Below are 17,960 nucleotides of genomic sequence, written 5' to 3' on the forward strand. Positions count from 1 at the left end.
CTCCAGAAGACAGCGCGGTGCATTGTTATAGGCAGCACGCTACCGGCAGACCAGGCCGCTCAACAATCACATTGCAGACGATGAATGCGCCGTCATAACTGCTTAGGCGTCGGTGACCGCTTGTTTGGAGGTGCGTACCGCACCGCGGCGGTTCTCGCCATGTGCCCGCACACAGTTGCGGCCCGCGCCCTTGGCGCTATAAAGCGCCTGGTCCGCCGCCTTGATGACCTCTTCCGGTGTACGCTGCGTCACCGACCGCTCGGCGACGCCGATGCTGATGGTTACCGAAACTGCGCCAGCGGTACCAGCGCCGCGACGTTGCCGCCCCTGCTCGGCGGCTTTCGGCCGGCGGGTCTTGTCGCGCAATTGCAGTGGATAACCCTCGACCGCCTGCCGGACCGCCTCCAGGTGAGGCAGACAATGTTGCAGATCGCGCCCTGGGAAAACCAAAGCGAACTCTTCGCCGCCGTAACGATAGGCACGCCCGCCGCCACCCACCTTGCGCAACCGGCTCGCCACCAGCCGTAGCACCTGGTCGCCGACGTCGTGACCGTGGGTATCGTTGAATGCCTTGAAACGATCCACGTCGGCCATGGCGATGACGTATTGCCGTCCCAACCGTTGTAGACGCTCGTTGAGTGCACGGCGCCCAGGCAGTCCCGTGAGTTCGTCGCGAAAGGCCATCTGGTAGGCCTCCTGCGCGATCGCCACCACCAGTATCAGCATCATCAGGCTGCTCATGACGTTGAGCGCGCCGGGCCGACTGAACACTTGCGGTAGCATCAACAACAAGCCAATCAGGGCCACGAACTGAGCCGCATGGACCGGCCTGGGTCGGCGCACGTACTGGATCAGCAAGCCGGTCAGCACCAGCAGGAACGCCGGATAGGCTAGCTGGATCAGCTGCAGCCAGTCCGCCGCCAACGATGGCCACCGGACGTCTATCAGCCAGTCGAGCAATGCTTGCGGAAAACGCCGCGCCAGGGCCAACGCAACCGCCACCACAGCAAACAGTACAGCAATCCGCGCCAGGCCATCCTGCAGCAGATGAGCCCGCTCCTGCCACAACCCGTACAGCCCATAGAGCACCGGCAACAGCAGGCTGCAAAGATGGAACGTCAATGCGGCTTCAGGTAACAGCGCGCCATTGAGGCGATAATGGTCCGCCTGGGAATCCAGCAGGAAATAGACGATGTAAACCGTCAGCAGCAGGCAAGTCTCGCGCAGCCGCCCATAGGCGATGCAAAACGCCCCGCCAAGTAGCAGCAAGACGGTAGGCAGTACGTTGAAAAGCGAGATGAAGAACTCGTTCAGGTTCGGCTGTCGTGCGGCCACCAAGGCACCGAACAACAACGCCAGCGGCGCATAGAAATGGCTGAAAAAGCGTGCGGCGTTCAGACGAGACACGACAGCTCCGGCAAATAGCCGTGAAGAAGACAAGCATTGTGCCAGCACTCGACCAGCCAATCACCCGGCAGGAACAGCATCGGTACGAATTGGATTTATCGAAGCCAAAAAAAACCGCTGCCGAAGCAGCGGTTTTGATTTCACCTGAACCTTAGTACGCCAGTTCGAAGTGAGCTTCGTCCATGTCCATCAGGTTGTCGGCACCGGACAGCATGGTTTCCACGTGAGTGCGGGTGCGCGGCAGGATGCGCTGGAAGTAGAAGCGTGCAGTCTGCACCTTTGCGGTGTAGAAACCGTCGGTGTCTTCACCGGCAGCGATCTTCTCCGAGGCCAGACGCGCCATGTCGGCCCAGAAGTAGGCCAGGCAGGCGTAACCGCAGTACATCAGGTAGTCCACCGAAGCGGCACCGACTTCCTCGCGGTTCTTCATCGCGGCCATGCCGACCTTCATGGTCAGGTCGCCCCACTCCTTGTTCAGCTTGGCGAGCGGCTCGACGAATTGCTTGACCGCCTCATTGCCCTCGTTGGCCTGGCAGAACTTGTGAACCACCTTGGTGAAGCCCTTCAGCGCTTCGCCCTGGGTCATCAGCACTTTGCGGCCGAGCAGGTCGAGTGCCTGGATGCCGGTGGTGCCTTCGTACAGGCAAGAGATGCGGCTGTCGCGAACGTTTTGTTCCATGCCCCACTCAGCGATGAAGCCATGGCCGCCGTAGATCTGCACGCCGTGGTTGGCAGCTTCAAAGCCGACTTCGGTCATGAACGCCTTGGCGATTGGAGTGAGGAAGGCGAGCATGGCGTCAGCGGCCTTGCGCTGCGCTTCGTCGGTGCTGCGCTGGACGATATCGACCTGCTTGGCGGCGAAATAGAGCATCGCACGATTGCCTTCGGCGAAGGCCTTCATGGTCAGCAGCATGCGGCGTACGTCCGGGTGCACGATGATCGGATCAGCGGCTTTTTCCGGCGCTTTCGGGCCAGTCAGCGAACGCATCTGCAGACGCTCACGAGCATATTTGATGCCACCCTGGAAGCCGATTTCGGCATGCGCCAGGCCCTGCAGGGCTGTACCCAGGCGCGCCGTGTTCATGAACGTGAACATGCAGTTCAGGCCCTTGTTCGGCGGGCCGATCAGGAAGCCGGTGGCGCCGTCGAAGTTCATTACACAGGTGGCGTTGCCGTGGATACCCATCTTGTGCTCCAGCGAGCCACAGGACACACCGTTACGCTCACCCACGCCACCTTCTGCGTTCGGCAGGAACTTAGGCACGATGAACAGCGAAATGCCCTTGGTGCCTTGCGGGGCATCGGGCAAGCGGGCCAGAACGATATGGACGATGTTATCGGCCATGTCGTGTTCGCCAGCGGAAATGAAGATCTTGGTGCCGGACACCTTGTAGCTGCCATCGGCCTGAGGCTCAGCCTTGGTGCGCAGCATGCCGAGGTCGGTGCCGCAATGCGGCTCGGTCAGGCACATGGTGCCGGTCCACTCACCGGACACCAGCTTAGTCAGGTAGGTCTGCTGTTGCTCGGGCGTACCGTGCTCGTGAAGCGTGTTCATCGCACCGTGGGACAGGCCGGGGTACATGCCCCATGACCAGTTGGCTTCGCCGATCATCTCGCTGATCGCCATACCCAGCGACTCCGGCAAACCCTGGCCGCCGTGCTCGACGTCATGGGCCAGGCTCGGCCAGCCGCCTTCGACGAACTGCTGGTAGGCGTCCTTGAAGCCGGTCGGCGTCTTCACGCCGCTTTCGCTCCAGGTGCAGCCTTCGATGTCACCCACACGGTTCAGCGGGGCAATCACCTGCTCACAGAACTTGGCGCCTTCGTCGAGAATGGCGTTGACCATGTCCGGGGTGGCGTCCTCACAACCCGGCAGGCTTTGGTAGTGCGCTTCGTAGCCGAGCAGTTCGTCACGTACAAAGCGGATATCGCGCAAGGGGGCCTTGTAGTCAGGCATAGCGTAAACCTCAGCGGTGGGTTCTTGGTTCAGGTGACCGACCGGCCACTCTTGGATTTGGATTGTGACCGCCAACGCGGCAGGTCAAACAGGCGTTTGAAACATACGTTTAGGCCTGCACGATGTCAAGCAGGGGCCAGGACGCCGTTGGTCGGGCGCCATGAATATCGAGATAAGAGAGAAAGCGCCGCTAGGGCAAAGAACGCCGGCCAGAGCGGCCAGCGCTGTCAGGCTTTGGTATTGATCAGGGTACCGAGCACTTCATCGGCTGTTTGCAACAGTCGCACGCCAGCTTTCGCGGTGTGCTCACCGACTTTCATCTGAACCAGTTGCTCGGTCAGCTCGATCGCATCGGCGACCGTCTGGGAATTCTCGGCAGCCGGCAAGGTGCTCGCGGCGAGCGCAGCGCCGGCGTTATCGACACGTTGCTGTCCGGCCTGGTATGCGCCCAGTCCGGCAGAAAGGAGGTTGTTATTGATCTGCATGTTGCGATTCCCGTGCGATCAGCTAGCCATCATTGAAGCAGAGCCGACGCGTTGTCGCCAGTGCCGGATGGCGATAAGCGGACCGAGGAACCCTGTCAGGCAGGAATGAGCGGCCCAAGATCAAGATAAGACGACACATCGCAGGGGGACGCGGCCGGCAGGCGCGGGACGCGACCCAGGCAAGGCGCTGACAAGCGTTCGGCCAGCGTAGCGAGGTTTTCATCCAGCCGCGACATCGAGGGATCGATGATGTTGGCGACCCAACCTGCCAATTGCAGCCCGTCGCGCTCGATGACTTCGGCACTGAGCAGCGCGTGATTGATGCAACCGAGGCGCACCCCAACCACCAGAATCACCGGCAACCCGAGCTGCACGGCCAGTTCGGAAAGCGTTTCGCGGTCCGCCAAGGGGACACGCCAGCCACCGGCCCCTTCTACCAACGAAAAGTCCGCCTGCAGCGCCAGCATCTGCCGGACCGGGTCGACCAGCCGCGCCACGTTCAAATCGATGCCCGCCTCACGTGCGGCCAGGTGCGGCGCAATGGCCGGCTCGAAGGCGAACGGATTGACCTCCTCGTAACGCATCGGCAGGGTGCACTGGCCATGCAACGCCAGCGCATCGCTGTTGCGTAGCCCGTCGACGGTCATCTCGCAGCCCGACGCCACCGGCTTCGCCGCCGCGGTACTGAGCCCCGCAAGACGAGCGGCATGCAGCAACCCGGCGGCGATGGTCGTCTTGCCGACTTCGGTGTCGGTACCCGTCACGAAAAACGCTGTCATCGATCATCCTTGCGCAGCACGCCGTAGATCACCTGATAGGTCGCCGGCAACCCGGTTGGGGTGCGGAAGCGCTCGTAGGCATCGATCAGCGCGCGAATACGAGCCCGGCCAGTAAGCCCGCCCGGCCGGCCTGGGTTCAGGTTGTGGGCACCAAGTGCCTTGAGTTCAGCGGTCAACTGGCGCAACTCGGCGAAATGCAGCACCTGCGGTTGCACATCGAGGCTCAGGATACTCAAACCGCTGGCGGCGCAAAGCCGCCGGTACGCTTGCTCACTGCGGAAACGGTTGACGTGGGCGAAGCCATCCACCGCCTGCCAGCTGTCGCGCAACTCCTGCAGGGTGCCGCTGCACAGACTGCTGAAGGCGAACACCCCATTGCGGCGCAGCGCCCTGCGAGCCTCGTTCAGCACCGCGGAAAAATCTTCGCACCATTGCAGCGCCAGGCTGGAGAAAATCAAGTCGACCGATGCGTCGCGCAACGGCAGACACTCGGCATCGCCCGCCACAAATGCGTCAGCGCCGCCTTGCGGTCGCGCGTGCTGCAACATGCCTTCGGCGATGTCCATCGCCACACCATTGGCGATGGGAAAACGGCTCGCCAAGGCGCGGGAGAAATGGCCGGTGCCACAACCCAGATCGAGCCAACACGCGGGGCGCAGATCACCAGGCAAGCGATCGGACAGCACGTTGCCGACAGCACGCTGCAGCTCGGCCACCGAATCGTAGCTGGCCGCGGCGCGGGAAAACGACGCTGCCACGTGACGCTTATCAGGCAGCGCAGATTCGGCACCTGGCACCTGTACCGCAACCGAGTCGCTCATGCCAAGGCGCCCTTGATGAAGGCCACCATCGCCGCCGCGACGTCGTCGGCCCGCTCCAGTGCAACGGTATGGCTCGCGCCGGTTATGAGCTCGGCCTTGATGCCCGGCATCCAACGCCGCAGCGCCTCGCAGGCAGCTGCCGGCACCAGCGCATCGTTACCGGCAAACAGGTGCAACTGCGGGCCGAAATAGCCGTGCAGCGCACCACGCCCGTCCAGCTCCGCCAGCAACTGCAAACCCGCATCCAACACCTGCGACGACGACTGGGACTGACTCACCTCCAGCTGCCGAGCCAGTGTCCGCGGATCGTAGCCGCCCCGGCTGCAGAGTAAACGGAAGCGCTTAAGGGTTTCCTCGGGATCGAGCCGGAACGCCTCGTGAAAGGCGTCGAAGATGTCCGCACCCATGGCTTCCGGCCACTGTGGTCGGGCACGGAAGCAGGGATTACTGGCGATGGTAATCAACCCACGACAGCTATCGACACGCCGCGCCGCCAATTGCGAGGCCAGCATGCCGCCCAGCGACCAGCCGGCCAGCCAACTGTCGCGCGGCAGGCGTTGGTCCAGCTCGTCGAGCCAGGCATGCGCTGCACTCAGTTCGGGCAAGGGCTCGACTACGACGTCGAGGCTGGGTGCGAGCTCGACCAACGCCTCGCACAAAGGTTGCAGCGCCGCCGGGCCGAACGCCCAGCCGGGCAACAAAATCAGCTGATCACGCATCCGCTTCAGGCTCCTCGGCCAATCGATTCCAGCATTCGGCCAGGATATCCAGCAGTCGTTCCACCTGCGCCTCACTGTGCGACGCACTGACGGTGACGCGCAGACGCGCGCTGCCGGCCGGCACAGTGGGCGGGCGGATCGCACCGACCAGAATCCCCCGCTCACGCAGGGCAGCGGATAGCTTCAAGGCACGCTCGCTGCTGCCAACCAGGATTGGCTGAATCGGCGTCGGGCTATCCATTAGCGTCAGGCCGATCTCGGTCGCGCCGCGGCGGAAGCGTGCAATCAAGCGCTGCAGATGCTCGCGGCGCCAACCCTCACTGCGCAGCAGCTCAAGACTCTTCAGGGTGGCGCAGGCGACCGCTGGTGGCTGGCTGGTGGTGTAGATGTATGGCCGCGCGAACTGGATCAGTGTCTCGATCAGTTCTTCACTGCCGGCCACGAAGGCCCCTGCGGTACCGAACGCCTTGCCCAGCGTGCCGACAAGAACCGGCACGTCAGCGATGCCCAAGCCGAAATGCTCGACGATGCCGCCGCCGGTTTGACCCAGCGGACCGAAACCATGGGCGTCATCGACCATTACCCAGGCGTTGCGAGCTTTCGCGGTGGCACAAAGCGTTGGCAGGTCGGCCAGATCACCGTCCATGCTGAACACGCCGTCCGTCACCACCAGTGTATTGCCGGTCGCCTTCTCCAGGCGTTTGGCCAGACTGGCCGCATCGTTATGCAGATAGCGGGAAAACCGCGCGCCGCTGAGCAGTCCGGCGTCGAGCAGGGAGGCGTGGTTGATCCGGTCTTCGAGCACGGTATCGCCCTGCCCCACCAGTGCGGTAACCGCCGCCAGGTTGGCCATGTAGCCGGTGGAAAACAGCAGCGCCCGTGGCCGGCCGGTGAATTCGGCCAACGCTTCTTCGAGTTGATGATGCGGTGTGCTGTGACCCATCACCAGATGCGAGGCGCCGCCGCCGACGCCCCAGCGTTCGGCGCCCTGTTGCAACGCGCGGATCACTTCGGGGTGGCTGGCCAGCCCCAGGTAGTCATTGGAACAGAACGCCAGAAGCGCCTCGCCATCGACCGTCACCTCCGGCTGCTGCGGTGTATCCAGCAGGGGGCGACGGCGATAGAGATGGGCCGCGCGGCGCTCGGCGAGGCGGGATTGCAGATCGAAAGGCATGGATTGACTCGAAGCTGGAAGCCTGACGCTGGAAGCACGGCCGAATCGCTTCATGCGTCCGGCTTCGAACTTCCAGCTCCGTGTTCACACGACCGCGTTATAAAACAGCTTCGAATCGCGCTGCTCGACCAGTGCCTGCTCGATGGCGGCCTGGTGGATTTCGTCGTCGTGCTCTTCGCGCGCTTCGGGCTGGATGCCCAGGCGCTTGAACAGCAGCATGTCTTTGTCGGCCTGCGGGTTGCCGGTGGTCAGCAGCTTCTCGCCGTAAAAAATCGAGTTCGCACCGGCGAGGAAGGCCAGCGCCTGCATCTGCTCGTTCATCTGCTCACGACCGGCGGACAGGCGCACATGGGACTTGGGCATCATAATCCGCGCCACGGCGAGCATGCGGATGAAGTCGAAGGGGTCTACGTCCTGCTCGTCGGCCAGCGGCGTGCCCTTGACCTTGACCAGCATATTGATCGGCACCGACTCGGGATGCTCGGGCAGGTTGGCCAGCTGGATTAGCAGGCCGGCGCGGTCGTTCAACGACTCGCCCATACCCAGGATGCCGCCGGAGCAGATCTTCATGCCCGACTCGCGCACATAGCTCAGCGTTTCCAGACGGTCTGCGTAGGTGCGGGTGGTAATGATGTTGCCGTAGAACTCCGGCGAGGTGTCGAGGTTGTGGTTGTAGTAGTCCAGCCCCGCCGCCGCCAGCGCCTTGGTCTGCTCCTGATCGAGCTTGCCGAGGGTCATGCAGGTTTCCAGACCCAACGCCTTTACGCCTTCGACCATCTTCAGCACATAGGGCATGTCCTTGGCGGAGGGGTGCTTCCAGGCCGCGCCCATGCAGAAACGGGTAGAACCGATTGCCTTGGCTTCGGCAGCCGCCTCCAGCACCTTCTGCACTTCCATCAGTTTTTCTTTATCCAGCCCGGTGTTGTAGTGGCCGGACTGCGGGCAATACTTGCAGTCTTCCGGGCAGGCACCGGTCTTGATCGACAGCAGCGTGGACACCTGCACGCGGTTGGCATCGAAGTGCTGGCGGTGCACGGCCTGAGCCTGGAAGATCAGGTCGTTGAAGGGTTGTTCGAAGAGCGCCTTGACTTCAGCGAGGCTCCAATCGTGACGCGTGGCGCAAGCGGCTGTGGCGCTCATGAGGCATTCCTTGTAATAGAATTCTTTGGCACGGATGCGAAATGGTTAGCCAAGCCAAAGGCGCTGTCAACCTGGAAAGGAATCATGGTTTACAACTGGTTAAAATTAGAGCAATTCTGCCAGCTCTGCGACGAGCGCTGCGAAGCCGGGCAATCACTATGCGGTCCCTGTGAGGCCGAACTGCCCTGGCTCGGCGGGCAGTGCACGATCTGCGCGCTGCCGTTGCCAGCGACCGGCGCGATCTGCGGCCAGTGTCTCAAGCATCCCCCCGCCTACGACCATGTGGCCGTGCCCTGGCGCTTCGCCTTTCCGGTGGACAGCCTGGTTACGCGCTTCAAGCATCAGTCACGCTGGCCTTTCGGTCGTTTGCTGGCGGAGCAGCTGGCGCGCTACCTGCAGCACCGATTCGACGAAGGCTTGCCACGCCCGAACATGTTGCTGCCGGTCCCCCTGGCTCGCAAGCGGCTGCGCCAGCGTGGCTTCAACCAGGCACAGATGCTCGCCGACTGGCTGAGCCCGGTGCTGGATATCCCGGTCCAGCGCGAGCTGTTGCAGCGCATTCAGGAGACCCCATCGCAGCAAGCGCTGGATGCCGCCAGCCGGCGCCAAAACCTACGCCAGGCCTTTGCGCTGACAAACGAGCTGCAGATCGTGGGTCGCCATGTGGCGGTCATAGATGACGTGCTTACCACCGGCGCAACCGCCGAAGCGCTGGCTCGCTTGTTGAAACGCGCGGGCGCCGAGCGGGTCGATATTTACTGCCTGGCGCGTACGCCAAGGCCGGGCGATTAGGCGGCCAGAGCCGCGGTTGTGTAAACGCGCCAGTGCAATACACTGGCCGACCCATTTACGGAGCCGACCATGAGCCACCCTTTCGACACACTCACACCCGATCTTGTGCTCGATGCGGTGGAAAGCGCCGGCTTCATCAGCGATGCTCGCGTCTTGGCATTGAACAGCTACGAAAACCGCGTCTATCAGGTGGGCATCGAAGATGAGACGCCCATCGTGGCGAAGTTTTATCGCCCCGGCCGCTGGAGTGATGAGGCCATACTCGAGGAACATCAGTTCTCCCAGGAGTTGGCCGACCGCGAAATACCGGTGGTTGCCCCGCTGGAGCACGGCGGCAAGACGCTTTTCGAACATGCCGGTTTTCGCTTCGCCTTGTTCCCTCGGCGTGGCGGTCGCGCACCGGAACCCGGCAATCTCGACCAACTGTACCGCCTCGGACAGCTGCTCGGCCGTATGCATGCGGTCAGCGCCAGCCGTCCGTTCGAGTACCGCGAAACCCTGACCACCCAGCATTTCGGCCACGACTCGCTGACCACGCTGCTGGACGGCGGTTTCATTCCGAAAAGCCTGCTGCCGGCCTACGAATCGGTGGCCCGCGACCTGCTCAAGCGAGTCGACGACGTGTTCGCCCGCACCGAGTTCCAACCGATCCGCCTACACGGTGACTGCCACCCGGGCAACATTCTCGCCCGGGATGACGCCTTCCACCTGGTGGACCTGGACGATTGCCGCATGGGGCCTTCGGTTCAAGACATCTGGATGATGCTCGCCGGTGAACGTCACGAGCGGCTCGGACAGTTGTCTGAGCTGGTCGATGGCTATAACGAATTTCACGACTTCGCCCCGCGCGAACTCCCACTGATCGAGGCCCTGCGCGCGCTGCGCCTGATGCACTACAGCGCCTGGCTGGCACGCCGCTGGGACGATCCCGCCTTTCCTATGAGCTTCCCCTGGTTCGGCACCGAGCGCTACTGGGGCAATCAGATCCTGACCCTGCGCGAGCAGATGTCCGCGCTGCAGGAAGAGCCGCTGAAGCTGTTCTGAACGGGAAGCTCGCGTAGGGTGGGTCACGCTTCACCGACCCACCGGGCGGAGTCTCGGTGGATGTAAAAATCGACCACCTTACCGCTTCCAGCCGCTACTGCTTCTCATCGATCAGCCAGTCCAGCCGCCAGTCTCCCTCGCTTTGCCCGAGCAGCTTGGCCAGCCACGGCAGCAGCTCGCGCAGCTCCTCTTCCAGGCCCCATGGTGGGTTGCTGATGGCCAGACCGGAGCCATTCAAGCGCAGCGCTTCGTCGGTGGGATGGACATGGAGTTCGGCGCGCAGCAGTTTCGGCGCGCCGCTGCGCGACAACTGCTGATAGAAGCGTTTGAGCTGACGCTCATCCTTGATCGGGTACCAGATAACGCCGATTGTCTGGCGCATGCGCCCGAGCGCTTCGGTGAGCGCCTGCACGCAGCGGGTCAATTCGTCTGCCTGCTCGAAGGGCGGATCGATTAGCAACGCCACGCGTTTTTCCTGGGTCGGCATCAACGCCCGCGGCACGTGCCAGCCCTCTCCCAGATGCACCGCGACACGGCGATCACCGGCCATGTTGTCCTTCAGCAGACGGCCATCCTCGGGGTGTTTCTCGTTGAGCTGCAGACGATCCTGCGGACGGCTTAGCTGCCGGGCCAGTTCCGGCGATCCCGGGTAGTAGCGCAGCACGCCGTCCGGATTGAGCGCGCGGATCACGTTCAGATAGTCTTCGGTCGCTGCCGGAGCGTCGTCTGCTTGCCACAGCCGGGCGATGCCTTGCAGCCATTCGCCGGTGCGGCTGGCCTGATCACCGGCGAGGTCATACAGACCGACGCCGGCATGGCTGTCGAGGTAGGCGAACGGCGCTTCCTTGCGCGCGAGCAAAGCGAACAGCCGGGACAGGACGAGGTGTTTGAACACGTCGGCGTGATTGCCGGCGTGAAAAGCGTGGCGGTAATTCATCGGGCACTCCTGAAGAGCGCACAGTCTAACCGTGCGGCGCGGCGATTCGCAGGGGCTGCTCGCAGATCAACGCGAACGCCGATGCAACTCTTCGATAATCGGCTGCTACAGTGAACAGCCCTGCCCAGCCGACAAGGAGCCCAGATGGACATCCGCGACCTCTTGCGCATCACCCTTCCGATCATCCAGGCGCCGATGGCCGGCTCGCAGAACCATCAGCTCGCCGCCGCGGTGTCAATGGCGGGCGGCCTGGGTTCGATTCCCGCGGGCATGCTCAACGCCGACTCGCTGGATGCCGAGCTCAGCGCTATGACGGCACTGACCGACCGGCCATACAACGTCAACTTCTTCTGCCACCAGCCGCCAGCCATCGAGCCGGAACGGGAACAGGCGTGGCTGGACGTGTTGACGCCCTTTCTCCTAGAGCACCAGATCGACCCGATGAGCATTCCCAGCGGCGCCACACGCAAGCCCTTCGATGCAGCGATGGCTGAGGTGGTCGAGCGTTACCGTCCGGCGGTGGTCAGTTTTCATTTCGGCCTGCCTGCCCTGGACCTGCTCAGGCGGGTCAAGGCAACCGGCGCGAGGATTCTCTCCAGCGCCACGACGCTCGAAGAAGGCCACTGGCTGCAGAATCAAGGCGTCGATGCGGTCATCGCCCAGGGTGTCGAAGCCGGTGGCCATCGAGGGATGTTTCTCAGCGCGGATATCGACGGCCAGGTCGGCACCTTCGCCCTGTTGCCGCAGTTGGTGGCCGCGCTGGATGTGTCGGTGATTGCTGCCGGCGGCATCGCCGATGCGCGCGGTGTCGCCGCGGCGCGGGCACTCGGTGCGGCCGGCGTACAGGTCGGCACGGCTTACCTGCTGTGCGACGAGAGCCGCACCAGCGCGCTGCATCGTCAGGCATTACAGAGCCCAGCGGCGGAACGTACGGTGCTGACCACGCTGTTTTCCGGTCGGCCGGCGCGCGGCATGGTCAACCGACTGATCCGCGAACTCGGCCCACGACCCGAGGCAGTGCCGGCCTTTCCTTTGGCCAGCAATGCGATTGGCAGTCTGCGCGCCGCTGCCGAGCCCCAGGGCATCAGCGATTTTTCACCACTCTGGGCGGGGCAGAATGCAAGCGGCTGCCAGGCCGTCCCAGCAGCGCAGCTGACCCATTCGCTGGCGGTGGGTTGGCCAGACTGAAATAGCCAGCGCCAGGTGTCGGAGTCGGGTCGACGCGCGCGATGCGACGCGTAGACTGGTGCGACCTGCCGAAGCAACGGATCGAAAATGACCGTACTGACCAACTCCCTGGTATTTCTTGCCACGCTGGCCGGCATGGAGTTGTTCGCCTGGTGGGCGCATAAGTACGTAATGCATGGCTGGGGCTGGGGCTGGCACAAGTCCCACCACGAGCCACGCAACGGCTGGTTCGAGAAAAACGACCTATATGCGGTGGTGTTCGCCGGCGTGGCGATCCTGCTGATCGCCCTGGGCACTGCCGGTTACCACCCGCTGGAATGGATCGGTGCCGGCATGACAGGCTACGGCTTCCTCTACTTCGTCGCCCATGACGGTCTGGTGCACCACCGCTGGCCACTGCGCTACGTGCCGCGCAACGGCTATCTCAAGCGCCTCTACCAGGCCCACCGTCTGCACCATGCGGTCGAAGGCAAGGAGCGCTGCGTGTCATTCGGCTTTCTTTATGCGCCGCCATTGCCGGTGCTCAAACAACAGCTGCGCGAGCTGCACGATGGCCCGTTGCGCAAGACCAGCGACCGTTGAATCACTAGCGAGACGACAAGCTGCTACCTGACGTGGGCTATTTAGCGCGGACGCGTCCATAGCGAATCGGGACGCGGCGTGATCTGCATCCGCCGCGACGCGAGCGCCAGCACCCCGCCGCCCAGCAGGAATTGCAGTTTCTGCGCCTTGCTGGTCGATACGCGTATGTCCCAGGCCGCCGCGCCCCGCGCCTTCACTTCGACGCCGATCCGCCGGTAGACGCCATGGGCGGTGGCGATCGACCAGGCCGAGCGTAGCGGCAGGTCGCGAAGCCCCTGGGACGCCGACAGGTAGTAGGGTTCGGCCAGGTCCACCAGCCGCGCCGCCAACGCCGCTAATGCCGCGCGATGGGCCGGCAGCGCGACCTCGTCTTCGGGAATGCCGGCTTCGGCCAACCAATCGGCCGGCAAATAGACGCGCCCGATCTGGGCGTCCTCGACGATATCCCGCGCAATATTGGTCAGCTGAAAGGCCAGGCCCAGATCACAGGCGCGGTCCAGGGTCGGCTCCGCTTCTGCACCCATCACCCGCGCCATCATCAGGCCCACCACGCCGGCGACGCGATAGCAATAAAGCAGCGTGTCGTCGAGGGTCTGGTAACGGTAGTCCTGCACATCCATGCGAAAGCCGGCCAGATGCTCCAGCGGATGCTCCCGAGGGATCCGGTGACGCTGAATCACCTGCTGGAAGGCGGCGAAGGCCGGATCGCGCATCGGCTCGCCGGCATAGGCGCGCTCGGTCAGATCAATCAGCTCGGCCAGCCGGGCGTCTCCGCTGGAACGATCGCCCTGAACCTGCCCGTGACCCAGCGTCTGGCCATCGATCACATCGTCGCAATGTCGGCACCAGGCGTAGAGCATCACTGCGCTTTGGCGGGTGCGCTCGTCGAACAGCCTCGCCGCCGCGGCAAAGCTCTTGGAGCCGACATTGATCGCCTGGGTCGAGTGGTCGATCACCTCGTCGTTCATCTGGCCTGCACCTCCAACATGAAGTCCTCCAGCATCAACCCCGCGGTGGCCTTGGCCGACCCGACCACACCCGGCACGCCCGCGCCCGGGTGGGTGCCGGCGCCGACGATATAGAGGTTGGGAATCACGTCATCGCGGTTGTGCGGGCGGAACCAGGCACTCTGGGTGAGGATCGGCTCCAGCGAAAACGCCGAGCCCAGATGGGCGTTGAGCTCGTCGCGAAAATCCTGCGGCGTGAAGATCCGATGGGTCACGAGATCGCCGCGCAGCCCCGGCATGTAATGCCGCTCCAGGTACTCGAAGATGCGGTCGCGGTACTTTGGCCCCTCCTCCGCCCAGTCGATATCCGCCGTGCCCAGGTGCGGCACGGGGGCGAGCACGTAATGACTGGCGCAGCCCTCCGGCGCCAGCGACGAGTCGGTGACGCAGGGCGCATGCAGGTAGAGGGAGAAGTCGTCAGCCAGCGTCGCACGCTTGAAGATCTCGTCGATCAGCTCGCGATAGCGCGGGCCGAAGCACACCGTGTGATGCTGCAGGTGCTCATGACGGCGCTTGAGACCGAAATGGATGACGAACAGGGACATCGAGAAACGCTTGCCGGAGAGCCGTTTGGCCTCGTCGCGACCACGCTCCTCATGCCCGAGCAGCTGCTTGTAGGTGTTAACCACATCCGCGTTGGAAGCCACCGCATCGGTGTCGAAGCGGCGACCGTCACCCGTGATCACGGCCTTCGCGCGTCCAGCCTCCAGCTCGATACGTGCCACTTCGGCATTCAGCTCCAGCTTGCCCCCAAGATCATCGAACAGCCGGACCATACCCTGCACCAGCGCACCGGTGCCGCCGCGTGGAAACCAGACGCCGCCCTGGCGCTCCAGCGCATGGATCAGCGCATAGATCGACGAGGTCTCGAAAGGATTACCGCCCACTAGCAGCGAATGAAAAGACAGCGCCTGACGCAGCCGATCGTTCTCCACGAACTTGGCCACCATGCTGTACACGTTGCGCCAGGCCTGCAGCTTGGCCAGCTGCGGGGCGACGCCGATCATGCTGCGAAACGACAGGAAGGGCACGGTGCCGAGCTTGACGTAGCCCTCCTCGTACACCGCCCGCGAATAGGCGAGAAAGCGCTGATAGCCGGCCACGTCACGAGGGTTGAGCGCGTGGATCTGCCGGTCCAGCTGGGCCTGGTCGTTGACGTAGTCGAAGCTGTAGCCGTCCTCCCAGTACAGCCGGTAGAAGGGGCTGACCGGCAGCAGCTCGACATAGTCGGCCATGCGCTTGCCGGCGCCGCTGAAGAGTTCTTCCAACGCCGGCGGATCGGTAATCACCGTCGGCCCGGCATCGAAGGTGAAGCCCTGGTCGTGGTAGACGTAGGCGCGGCCACCCGGCTTGTCGCGCTTCTCCAGCAGCGTGGTCTGGATGCCGGCGCGCTGCAGGCGGATGGCCAACGCCAGCCCGCCGAAGCCGGCGCCGATCACCACCGCCCGCCTCACACCGCCTGTTGCCTGGTTCATCGTCTGTCCTTGTGCAGATTGCTGGCGGCCAGCGCCCGCAGCGCCTCGCCCACCGGCACGGGAGATTTGCCAGAGACGATGCGCAAGCGGTCCCAGGTGGTCAGGTTGGCCGCGTAGAAGCGCTGGATCAGTGGCTCGCGCAGGCGGTAGAAGCGCTGCATCACCGCCCAGCGGCAATCTGCCGGGCCGGCCATGAACAGCATGCGATTGAGCAGGCGGAAGAAGCCGCGCCGGCGCCACTGCAGGGTGGAGTAGTCGCGAATCGCGGCGAACAGGCTGCCTGCATCCCAACGATCGAGGGCAACCAGGTGATCGGCCAGGCGCACCGCATCGGGCAGCGAATAGCCCGTGGTGGGGTGGAACAGCGCAGCCGACAGCCCGCTCTGCGGCACGCCACGCGCCTCGTTCCAGAACGCCGCGATATCGCCGGACAGCACGATGGGCAGCACGCCCTGCTCCTCGCGCAGCACCTCGCGGATCGCCCAGCCACGGCCCTCGGCGTAGCGCTGGATATTGGCGCGCAGTGCCTCCGGCGCCACCGCGTCGCCGTCGGCGTAGTAGGTGTCTTCGATCAGCAGGCTGTCGACGCTGAGCGGCAGCACATAGACGAAGCGATAGCCGTCGTGCTGGGCGACACCGGCATCCATGATGATTGGCTGGGTCAAACCATGCGGCCGTTGCAGCCGTACTTCTTGGCCGAGAAATTTCTGAAAACCTAGGGCCAGCTGATTGGTCTGCCGCACGCCGCGACCGTCGATCACCGCAGCGGCGTTCAGCACCTCGCCCGAGGCGAGGCGCACCTGTCGGACGTCGACCTGGCTGACCGATGCGCTCAGCCGTACCTCATCCGCCAGCTCAGCCATCAGGTGCTGGTGAAACCGAAGGGAAACGATGCTGGCGTAGCCGCTCTCGAGCCGTCGGCTGAGACCGGGGAATATCACCTCGTAGCTCGGCCAGCGATACGTCACCAGCGGTTCCAGCCAGGTTCGCTGCGCGGGCGTGAGGTCATGCTCATGAAACGACCAGGTGTGGTTGCCGCCTAGGGTACCGGCTTGCTCCAGCACCAGCAGGCGCAGATCGGGGCGTTGCTGGCGCAGGCGCAGCGCCAACAGGCCGTTGGCCAGGCCGCCGCCGACGAGAATCAGGTCCGCATCACTCATGTTCAGCTCCCGGTGCGGCATGCGCTCTGCCCTTTAACGTCTGCTCGATCAGCTGCGCCGCCCGAGACGCGCCGCCCGCCGCACGCACCTCCTCACCCAGCACACGCGCGCGCTGGGCAAAGCCGGGCTCGCGGAGCAACCGGCGCAGCGCATGCACCATGCGTCGTCGGCTGGCCAGGCGAGGATCGAGCTTCAGTCCTGCGCCCGCATGCACCACCCGCGCGGCGACGCCCGGTTGATCGAAGGCGATCGGAAGTACCAGGCTCGGCACGCCCGCCTCCAGCGCATCAAGCACAGTGTTCAAACCGGCATGGGTGATCAGCGCATCGGCCCGCGCAAGCACCGCCCGCTGCGGGGCGAAATCGGTGACCCAGGCGGCCCCGGCCTTGAGCAGGCGCTGCTCCTGGCGTGTATCAAGCCGGCCGCAATGAGCGATCAGTAGCTGCAGGTCGAGCTCTCGACAGGCCGCGGCGATGCGTTCGAACAGTCCGAAGCGATCGCCCTGCAGGGTGCCCAGCGAGGCGAACACGAACGGCCGGTCGGTAGCGACCGGCAGCTCCAGCACGGGCTCATTGGTCAGCGCCGGACGCAGCGGGCCGACAGCGTGAAAATGCGCGGGCAGCCTGGCACGCGGAAAGTCGAAGCCCGTTGTCGTCTGGCTCAGTTGCAGCAGTGGCGACAGGCACTCATCAAGGCGCTGACGAGGCGGCAGACCGAACGCTGCGGCGTGACGCGCAATGACCTCGGCGTGCGCTTTCATCGCGCGGTCGTAGACCTTGCTGCTGTGCAGGTTCAACTGCTCGCCCCAGGGTGTGGGCTGGTAGCGCCAGGGCATCACGGGCAGCGGCACCAGCGCCTCGCGGTTGACCGGTAACGCACAGGCCACCGACACGAAAGGCAAATCGAGGTGCTCGGCCAGCAGTCCGCCTGCGGGCTCCATCTGGTCGACAATCAGCGCCTCGACACCGATGGAACGCAGCAGCGGCGGTGCGTCGCGGCAGAACATTTCGGTGGCGGCAGCCATGTCCGCGATGACCCGGCGGATGCCCCATGGCCCGCCCGGACGCGCCGCGCGGTCGATGACCGCTTTGAGCGAACCGGGCGGATGCGAGCATGCGCCGGTCTGAGCGAATCCCAGGGCTGGATTGCGCAATGCCGCGGCAAGGTCCGCTTGCTGCACGAAAGTAACCCGATGACCTCGGTCGAGCAGCTCAGACGCGATCGCCTCCAAAGCTCGCAGATGACTCAGGAACGGCGGCGAAATCACCGCGAAATGCGTCATCGACGGGCACC

The 17,960-nt window shown here is 64.1% G+C and carries 17 protein-coding genes; 4 read left to right on the plus strand and 13 right to left on the minus strand.

The annotated features are described in order from the left end of the window. Positions 1–102 precede the first annotated feature (102 nt). From MCB86_RS12915 to bioB, 8 genes are all read right to left on the minus strand, one after another. Positions 103–1,407, minus strand: coding sequence for a GGDEF domain-containing protein (locus MCB86_RS12915; RefSeq protein WP_045163884.1), 1,305 nt, complete (start codon positions 1,405–1,407; stop codon positions 103–105). A 151-nt stretch (positions 1,408–1,558) separates the two neighbouring features. Beyond that, on the minus strand, positions 1,559–3,364 hold the full coding sequence (locus MCB86_RS12920; protein ID WP_239611163.1) for a phenylacyl-CoA dehydrogenase: 1,806 nt from the start codon (positions 3,362–3,364) through the stop codon (positions 1,559–1,561). A gap of 227 nt (positions 3,365–3,591) precedes the next feature. Then, positions 3,592–3,849 (minus strand): hypothetical protein, encoded by a 258-nt coding sequence (locus tag MCB86_RS12925; RefSeq protein ID WP_045163886.1) that lies wholly within the window; start codon positions 3,847–3,849, stop codon positions 3,592–3,594. Between the two features lie 95 nt (positions 3,850–3,944). Next, positions 3,945–4,628 (minus strand): dethiobiotin synthase, encoded by a 684-nt coding sequence (bioD, locus tag MCB86_RS12930; protein WP_239611164.1) that lies wholly within the window; start codon positions 4,626–4,628, stop codon positions 3,945–3,947. Continuing rightward, positions 4,625–5,449, minus strand: a complete 825-nt coding sequence (bioC, locus tag MCB86_RS12935) for a malonyl-ACP O-methyltransferase BioC (RefSeq protein WP_045163888.1) — start codon at positions 5,447–5,449, stop codon at positions 4,625–4,627. Before bioC ends, bioD begins: the two co-directional genes overlap by 4 nt. Beyond that, entirely contained in the window at positions 5,446–6,168 is a 723-nt protein-coding gene (locus MCB86_RS12940) for an alpha/beta fold hydrolase (RefSeq protein ID WP_045163889.1), read from the minus strand. Before MCB86_RS12940 ends, bioC begins: the two co-directional genes overlap by 4 nt. After that, entirely contained in the window at positions 6,161–7,342 is a 1,182-nt protein-coding gene (bioF, locus tag MCB86_RS12945) for an 8-amino-7-oxononanoate synthase (protein WP_239611165.1), read from the minus strand. The genes MCB86_RS12940 and bioF overlap by 8 nt, the downstream gene beginning before the upstream one ends. Before the next feature lie 84 nt (positions 7,343–7,426). Next, positions 7,427–8,482, minus strand: a complete 1,056-nt coding sequence (bioB, locus tag MCB86_RS12950) for a biotin synthase BioB (RefSeq protein WP_045163891.1) — start codon at positions 8,480–8,482, stop codon at positions 7,427–7,429. Between the two features lie 84 nt (positions 8,483–8,566). Between bioB and MCB86_RS12955 the strand changes: the two genes are divergently transcribed. Both MCB86_RS12955 and MCB86_RS12960 read left to right on the plus strand, forming a co-directional pair. After that, on the plus strand, positions 8,567–9,274 hold the full coding sequence (locus MCB86_RS12955) for a ComF family protein (protein WP_239611166.1): 708 nt from the start codon (positions 8,567–8,569) through the stop codon (positions 9,272–9,274). Positions 9,275–9,343: 69 nt separating this feature from the next. Beyond that, positions 9,344–10,318 (plus strand): serine/threonine protein kinase, encoded by a 975-nt coding sequence (locus tag MCB86_RS12960; RefSeq protein ID WP_239611167.1) that lies wholly within the window; start codon positions 9,344–9,346, stop codon positions 10,316–10,318. Positions 10,319–10,412: 94 nt separating this feature from the next. Here MCB86_RS12960 and rlmJ read toward each other — a convergent pair whose 3' ends face one another. After that, positions 10,413–11,255, minus strand: a complete 843-nt coding sequence (rlmJ, locus tag MCB86_RS12965) for a 23S rRNA (adenine(2030)-N(6))-methyltransferase RlmJ (protein WP_045163894.1) — start codon at positions 11,253–11,255, stop codon at positions 10,413–10,415. Positions 11,256–11,399: 144 nt separating this feature from the next. Between rlmJ and MCB86_RS12970 the strand changes: the two genes are divergently transcribed. After that, positions 11,400–12,443 (plus strand): nitronate monooxygenase, encoded by a 1,044-nt coding sequence (locus MCB86_RS12970; protein WP_239611168.1) that lies wholly within the window; start codon positions 11,400–11,402, stop codon positions 12,441–12,443. Between the two features lie 87 nt (positions 12,444–12,530). Next, complete coding sequence (locus MCB86_RS12975) at positions 12,531–13,025, plus strand: sterol desaturase family protein (RefSeq protein WP_239611169.1); 495 nt, start codon at positions 12,531–12,533, stop codon at positions 13,023–13,025. A 41-nt stretch (positions 13,026–13,066) separates the two neighbouring features. Here MCB86_RS12975 and MCB86_RS12980 read toward each other — a convergent pair whose 3' ends face one another. The 4 genes from MCB86_RS12980 to MCB86_RS12995 are packed head-to-tail and all read right to left on the minus strand — an operon-like array spanning position 13,067 to position 17,949. After that, positions 13,067–13,993, minus strand: coding sequence for a phytoene/squalene synthase family protein (locus MCB86_RS12980; protein ID WP_239611170.1), 927 nt, complete (start codon positions 13,991–13,993; stop codon positions 13,067–13,069). Then, positions 13,990–15,507: a phytoene desaturase gene (locus MCB86_RS12985; RefSeq protein WP_239611171.1), complete on the minus strand. Its 1,518-nt coding sequence runs from the start codon at positions 15,505–15,507 to the stop codon at positions 13,990–13,992. The genes MCB86_RS12980 and MCB86_RS12985 overlap by 4 nt, the downstream gene beginning before the upstream one ends. Continuing rightward, on the minus strand, positions 15,504–16,667 hold the full coding sequence (gene crtY, locus MCB86_RS12990; RefSeq protein ID WP_239611172.1) for a lycopene beta-cyclase CrtY: 1,164 nt from the start codon (positions 16,665–16,667) through the stop codon (positions 15,504–15,506). Before crtY ends, MCB86_RS12985 begins: the two co-directional genes overlap by 4 nt. Beyond that, positions 16,660–17,949 carry a glycosyltransferase gene (locus MCB86_RS12995; RefSeq protein ID WP_239611173.1) on the minus strand — a complete coding sequence of 430 codons (1,290 nt, stop codon included), beginning with the start codon at positions 17,947–17,949 and terminating at the stop codon, positions 16,660–16,662. Before MCB86_RS12995 ends, crtY begins: the two co-directional genes overlap by 8 nt. Between the last annotated feature and the right edge of the window lie 11 nt (positions 17,950–17,960).

It is taken from the genome of Pseudomonas sp. KSR10, assembly GCF_022355455.1.
Classification (GTDB): Bacteria; Pseudomonadota; Gammaproteobacteria; order Pseudomonadales; family Pseudomonadaceae; genus Stutzerimonas; species Stutzerimonas stutzeri_E.

What these genes read in the sequence shown, in the direction of transcription:
- MCB86_RS12920 (WP_239611163.1), bottom strand. Translation starts at nt 3,364, where the DNA reads ATGCCTGACTACAAGGCCCCCTTGCGCGATATCCGCTTTGTACGTGAC.
- MCB86_RS12925 (WP_045163886.1), bottom strand. Translation starts at nt 3,849, where the DNA reads ATGCAGATCAATAACAACCTCCTTTCTGCCGGACTGGGCGCATACCAG.
- bioD (WP_239611164.1), bottom strand. Translation starts at nt 4,628, where the DNA reads ATGACAGCGTTTTTCGTGACGGGTACCGACACCGAAGTCGGCAAGACG.
- bioC (WP_045163888.1), bottom strand. Translation starts at nt 5,449, where the DNA reads ATGAGCGACTCGGTTGCGGTACAGGTGCCAGGTGCCGAATCTGCGCTG.
- MCB86_RS12940 (WP_045163889.1), bottom strand. Translation starts at nt 6,168, where the DNA reads ATGCGTGATCAGCTGATTTTGTTGCCCGGCTGGGCGTTCGGCCCGGCG.
- bioF (WP_239611165.1), bottom strand. Translation starts at nt 7,342, where the DNA reads ATGCCTTTCGATCTGCAATCCCGCCTCGCCGAGCGCCGCGCGGCCCAT.
- bioB (WP_045163891.1), bottom strand. Translation starts at nt 8,482, where the DNA reads ATGAGCGCCACAGCCGCTTGCGCCACGCGTCACGATTGGAGCCTCGCT.
- MCB86_RS12955 (WP_239611166.1), top strand. Translation starts at nt 8,567, where the DNA reads ATGGTTTACAACTGGTTAAAATTAGAGCAATTCTGCCAGCTCTGCGAC.
- MCB86_RS12960 (WP_239611167.1), top strand. Translation starts at nt 9,344, where the DNA reads ATGAGCCACCCTTTCGACACACTCACACCCGATCTTGTGCTCGATGCG.
- rlmJ (WP_045163894.1), bottom strand. Translation starts at nt 11,255, where the DNA reads ATGAATTACCGCCACGCTTTTCACGCCGGCAATCACGCCGACGTGTTC.
- MCB86_RS12970 (WP_239611168.1), top strand. Translation starts at nt 11,400, where the DNA reads ATGGACATCCGCGACCTCTTGCGCATCACCCTTCCGATCATCCAGGCG.
- MCB86_RS12975 (WP_239611169.1), top strand. Translation starts at nt 12,531, where the DNA reads ATGACCGTACTGACCAACTCCCTGGTATTTCTTGCCACGCTGGCCGGC.
- MCB86_RS12980 (WP_239611170.1), bottom strand. Translation starts at nt 13,993, where the DNA reads ATGAACGACGAGGTGATCGACCACTCGACCCAGGCGATCAATGTCGGC.
- MCB86_RS12985 (WP_239611171.1), bottom strand. Translation starts at nt 15,507, where the DNA reads ATGAACCAGGCAACAGGCGGTGTGAGGCGGGCGGTGGTGATCGGCGCC.
- crtY (WP_239611172.1), bottom strand. Translation starts at nt 16,667, where the DNA reads ATGAGTGATGCGGACCTGATTCTCGTCGGCGGCGGCCTGGCCAACGGC.
- MCB86_RS12995 (WP_239611173.1), bottom strand. Translation starts at nt 17,949, where the DNA reads ATGACGCATTTCGCGGTGATTTCGCCGCCGTTCCTGAGTCATCTGCGA.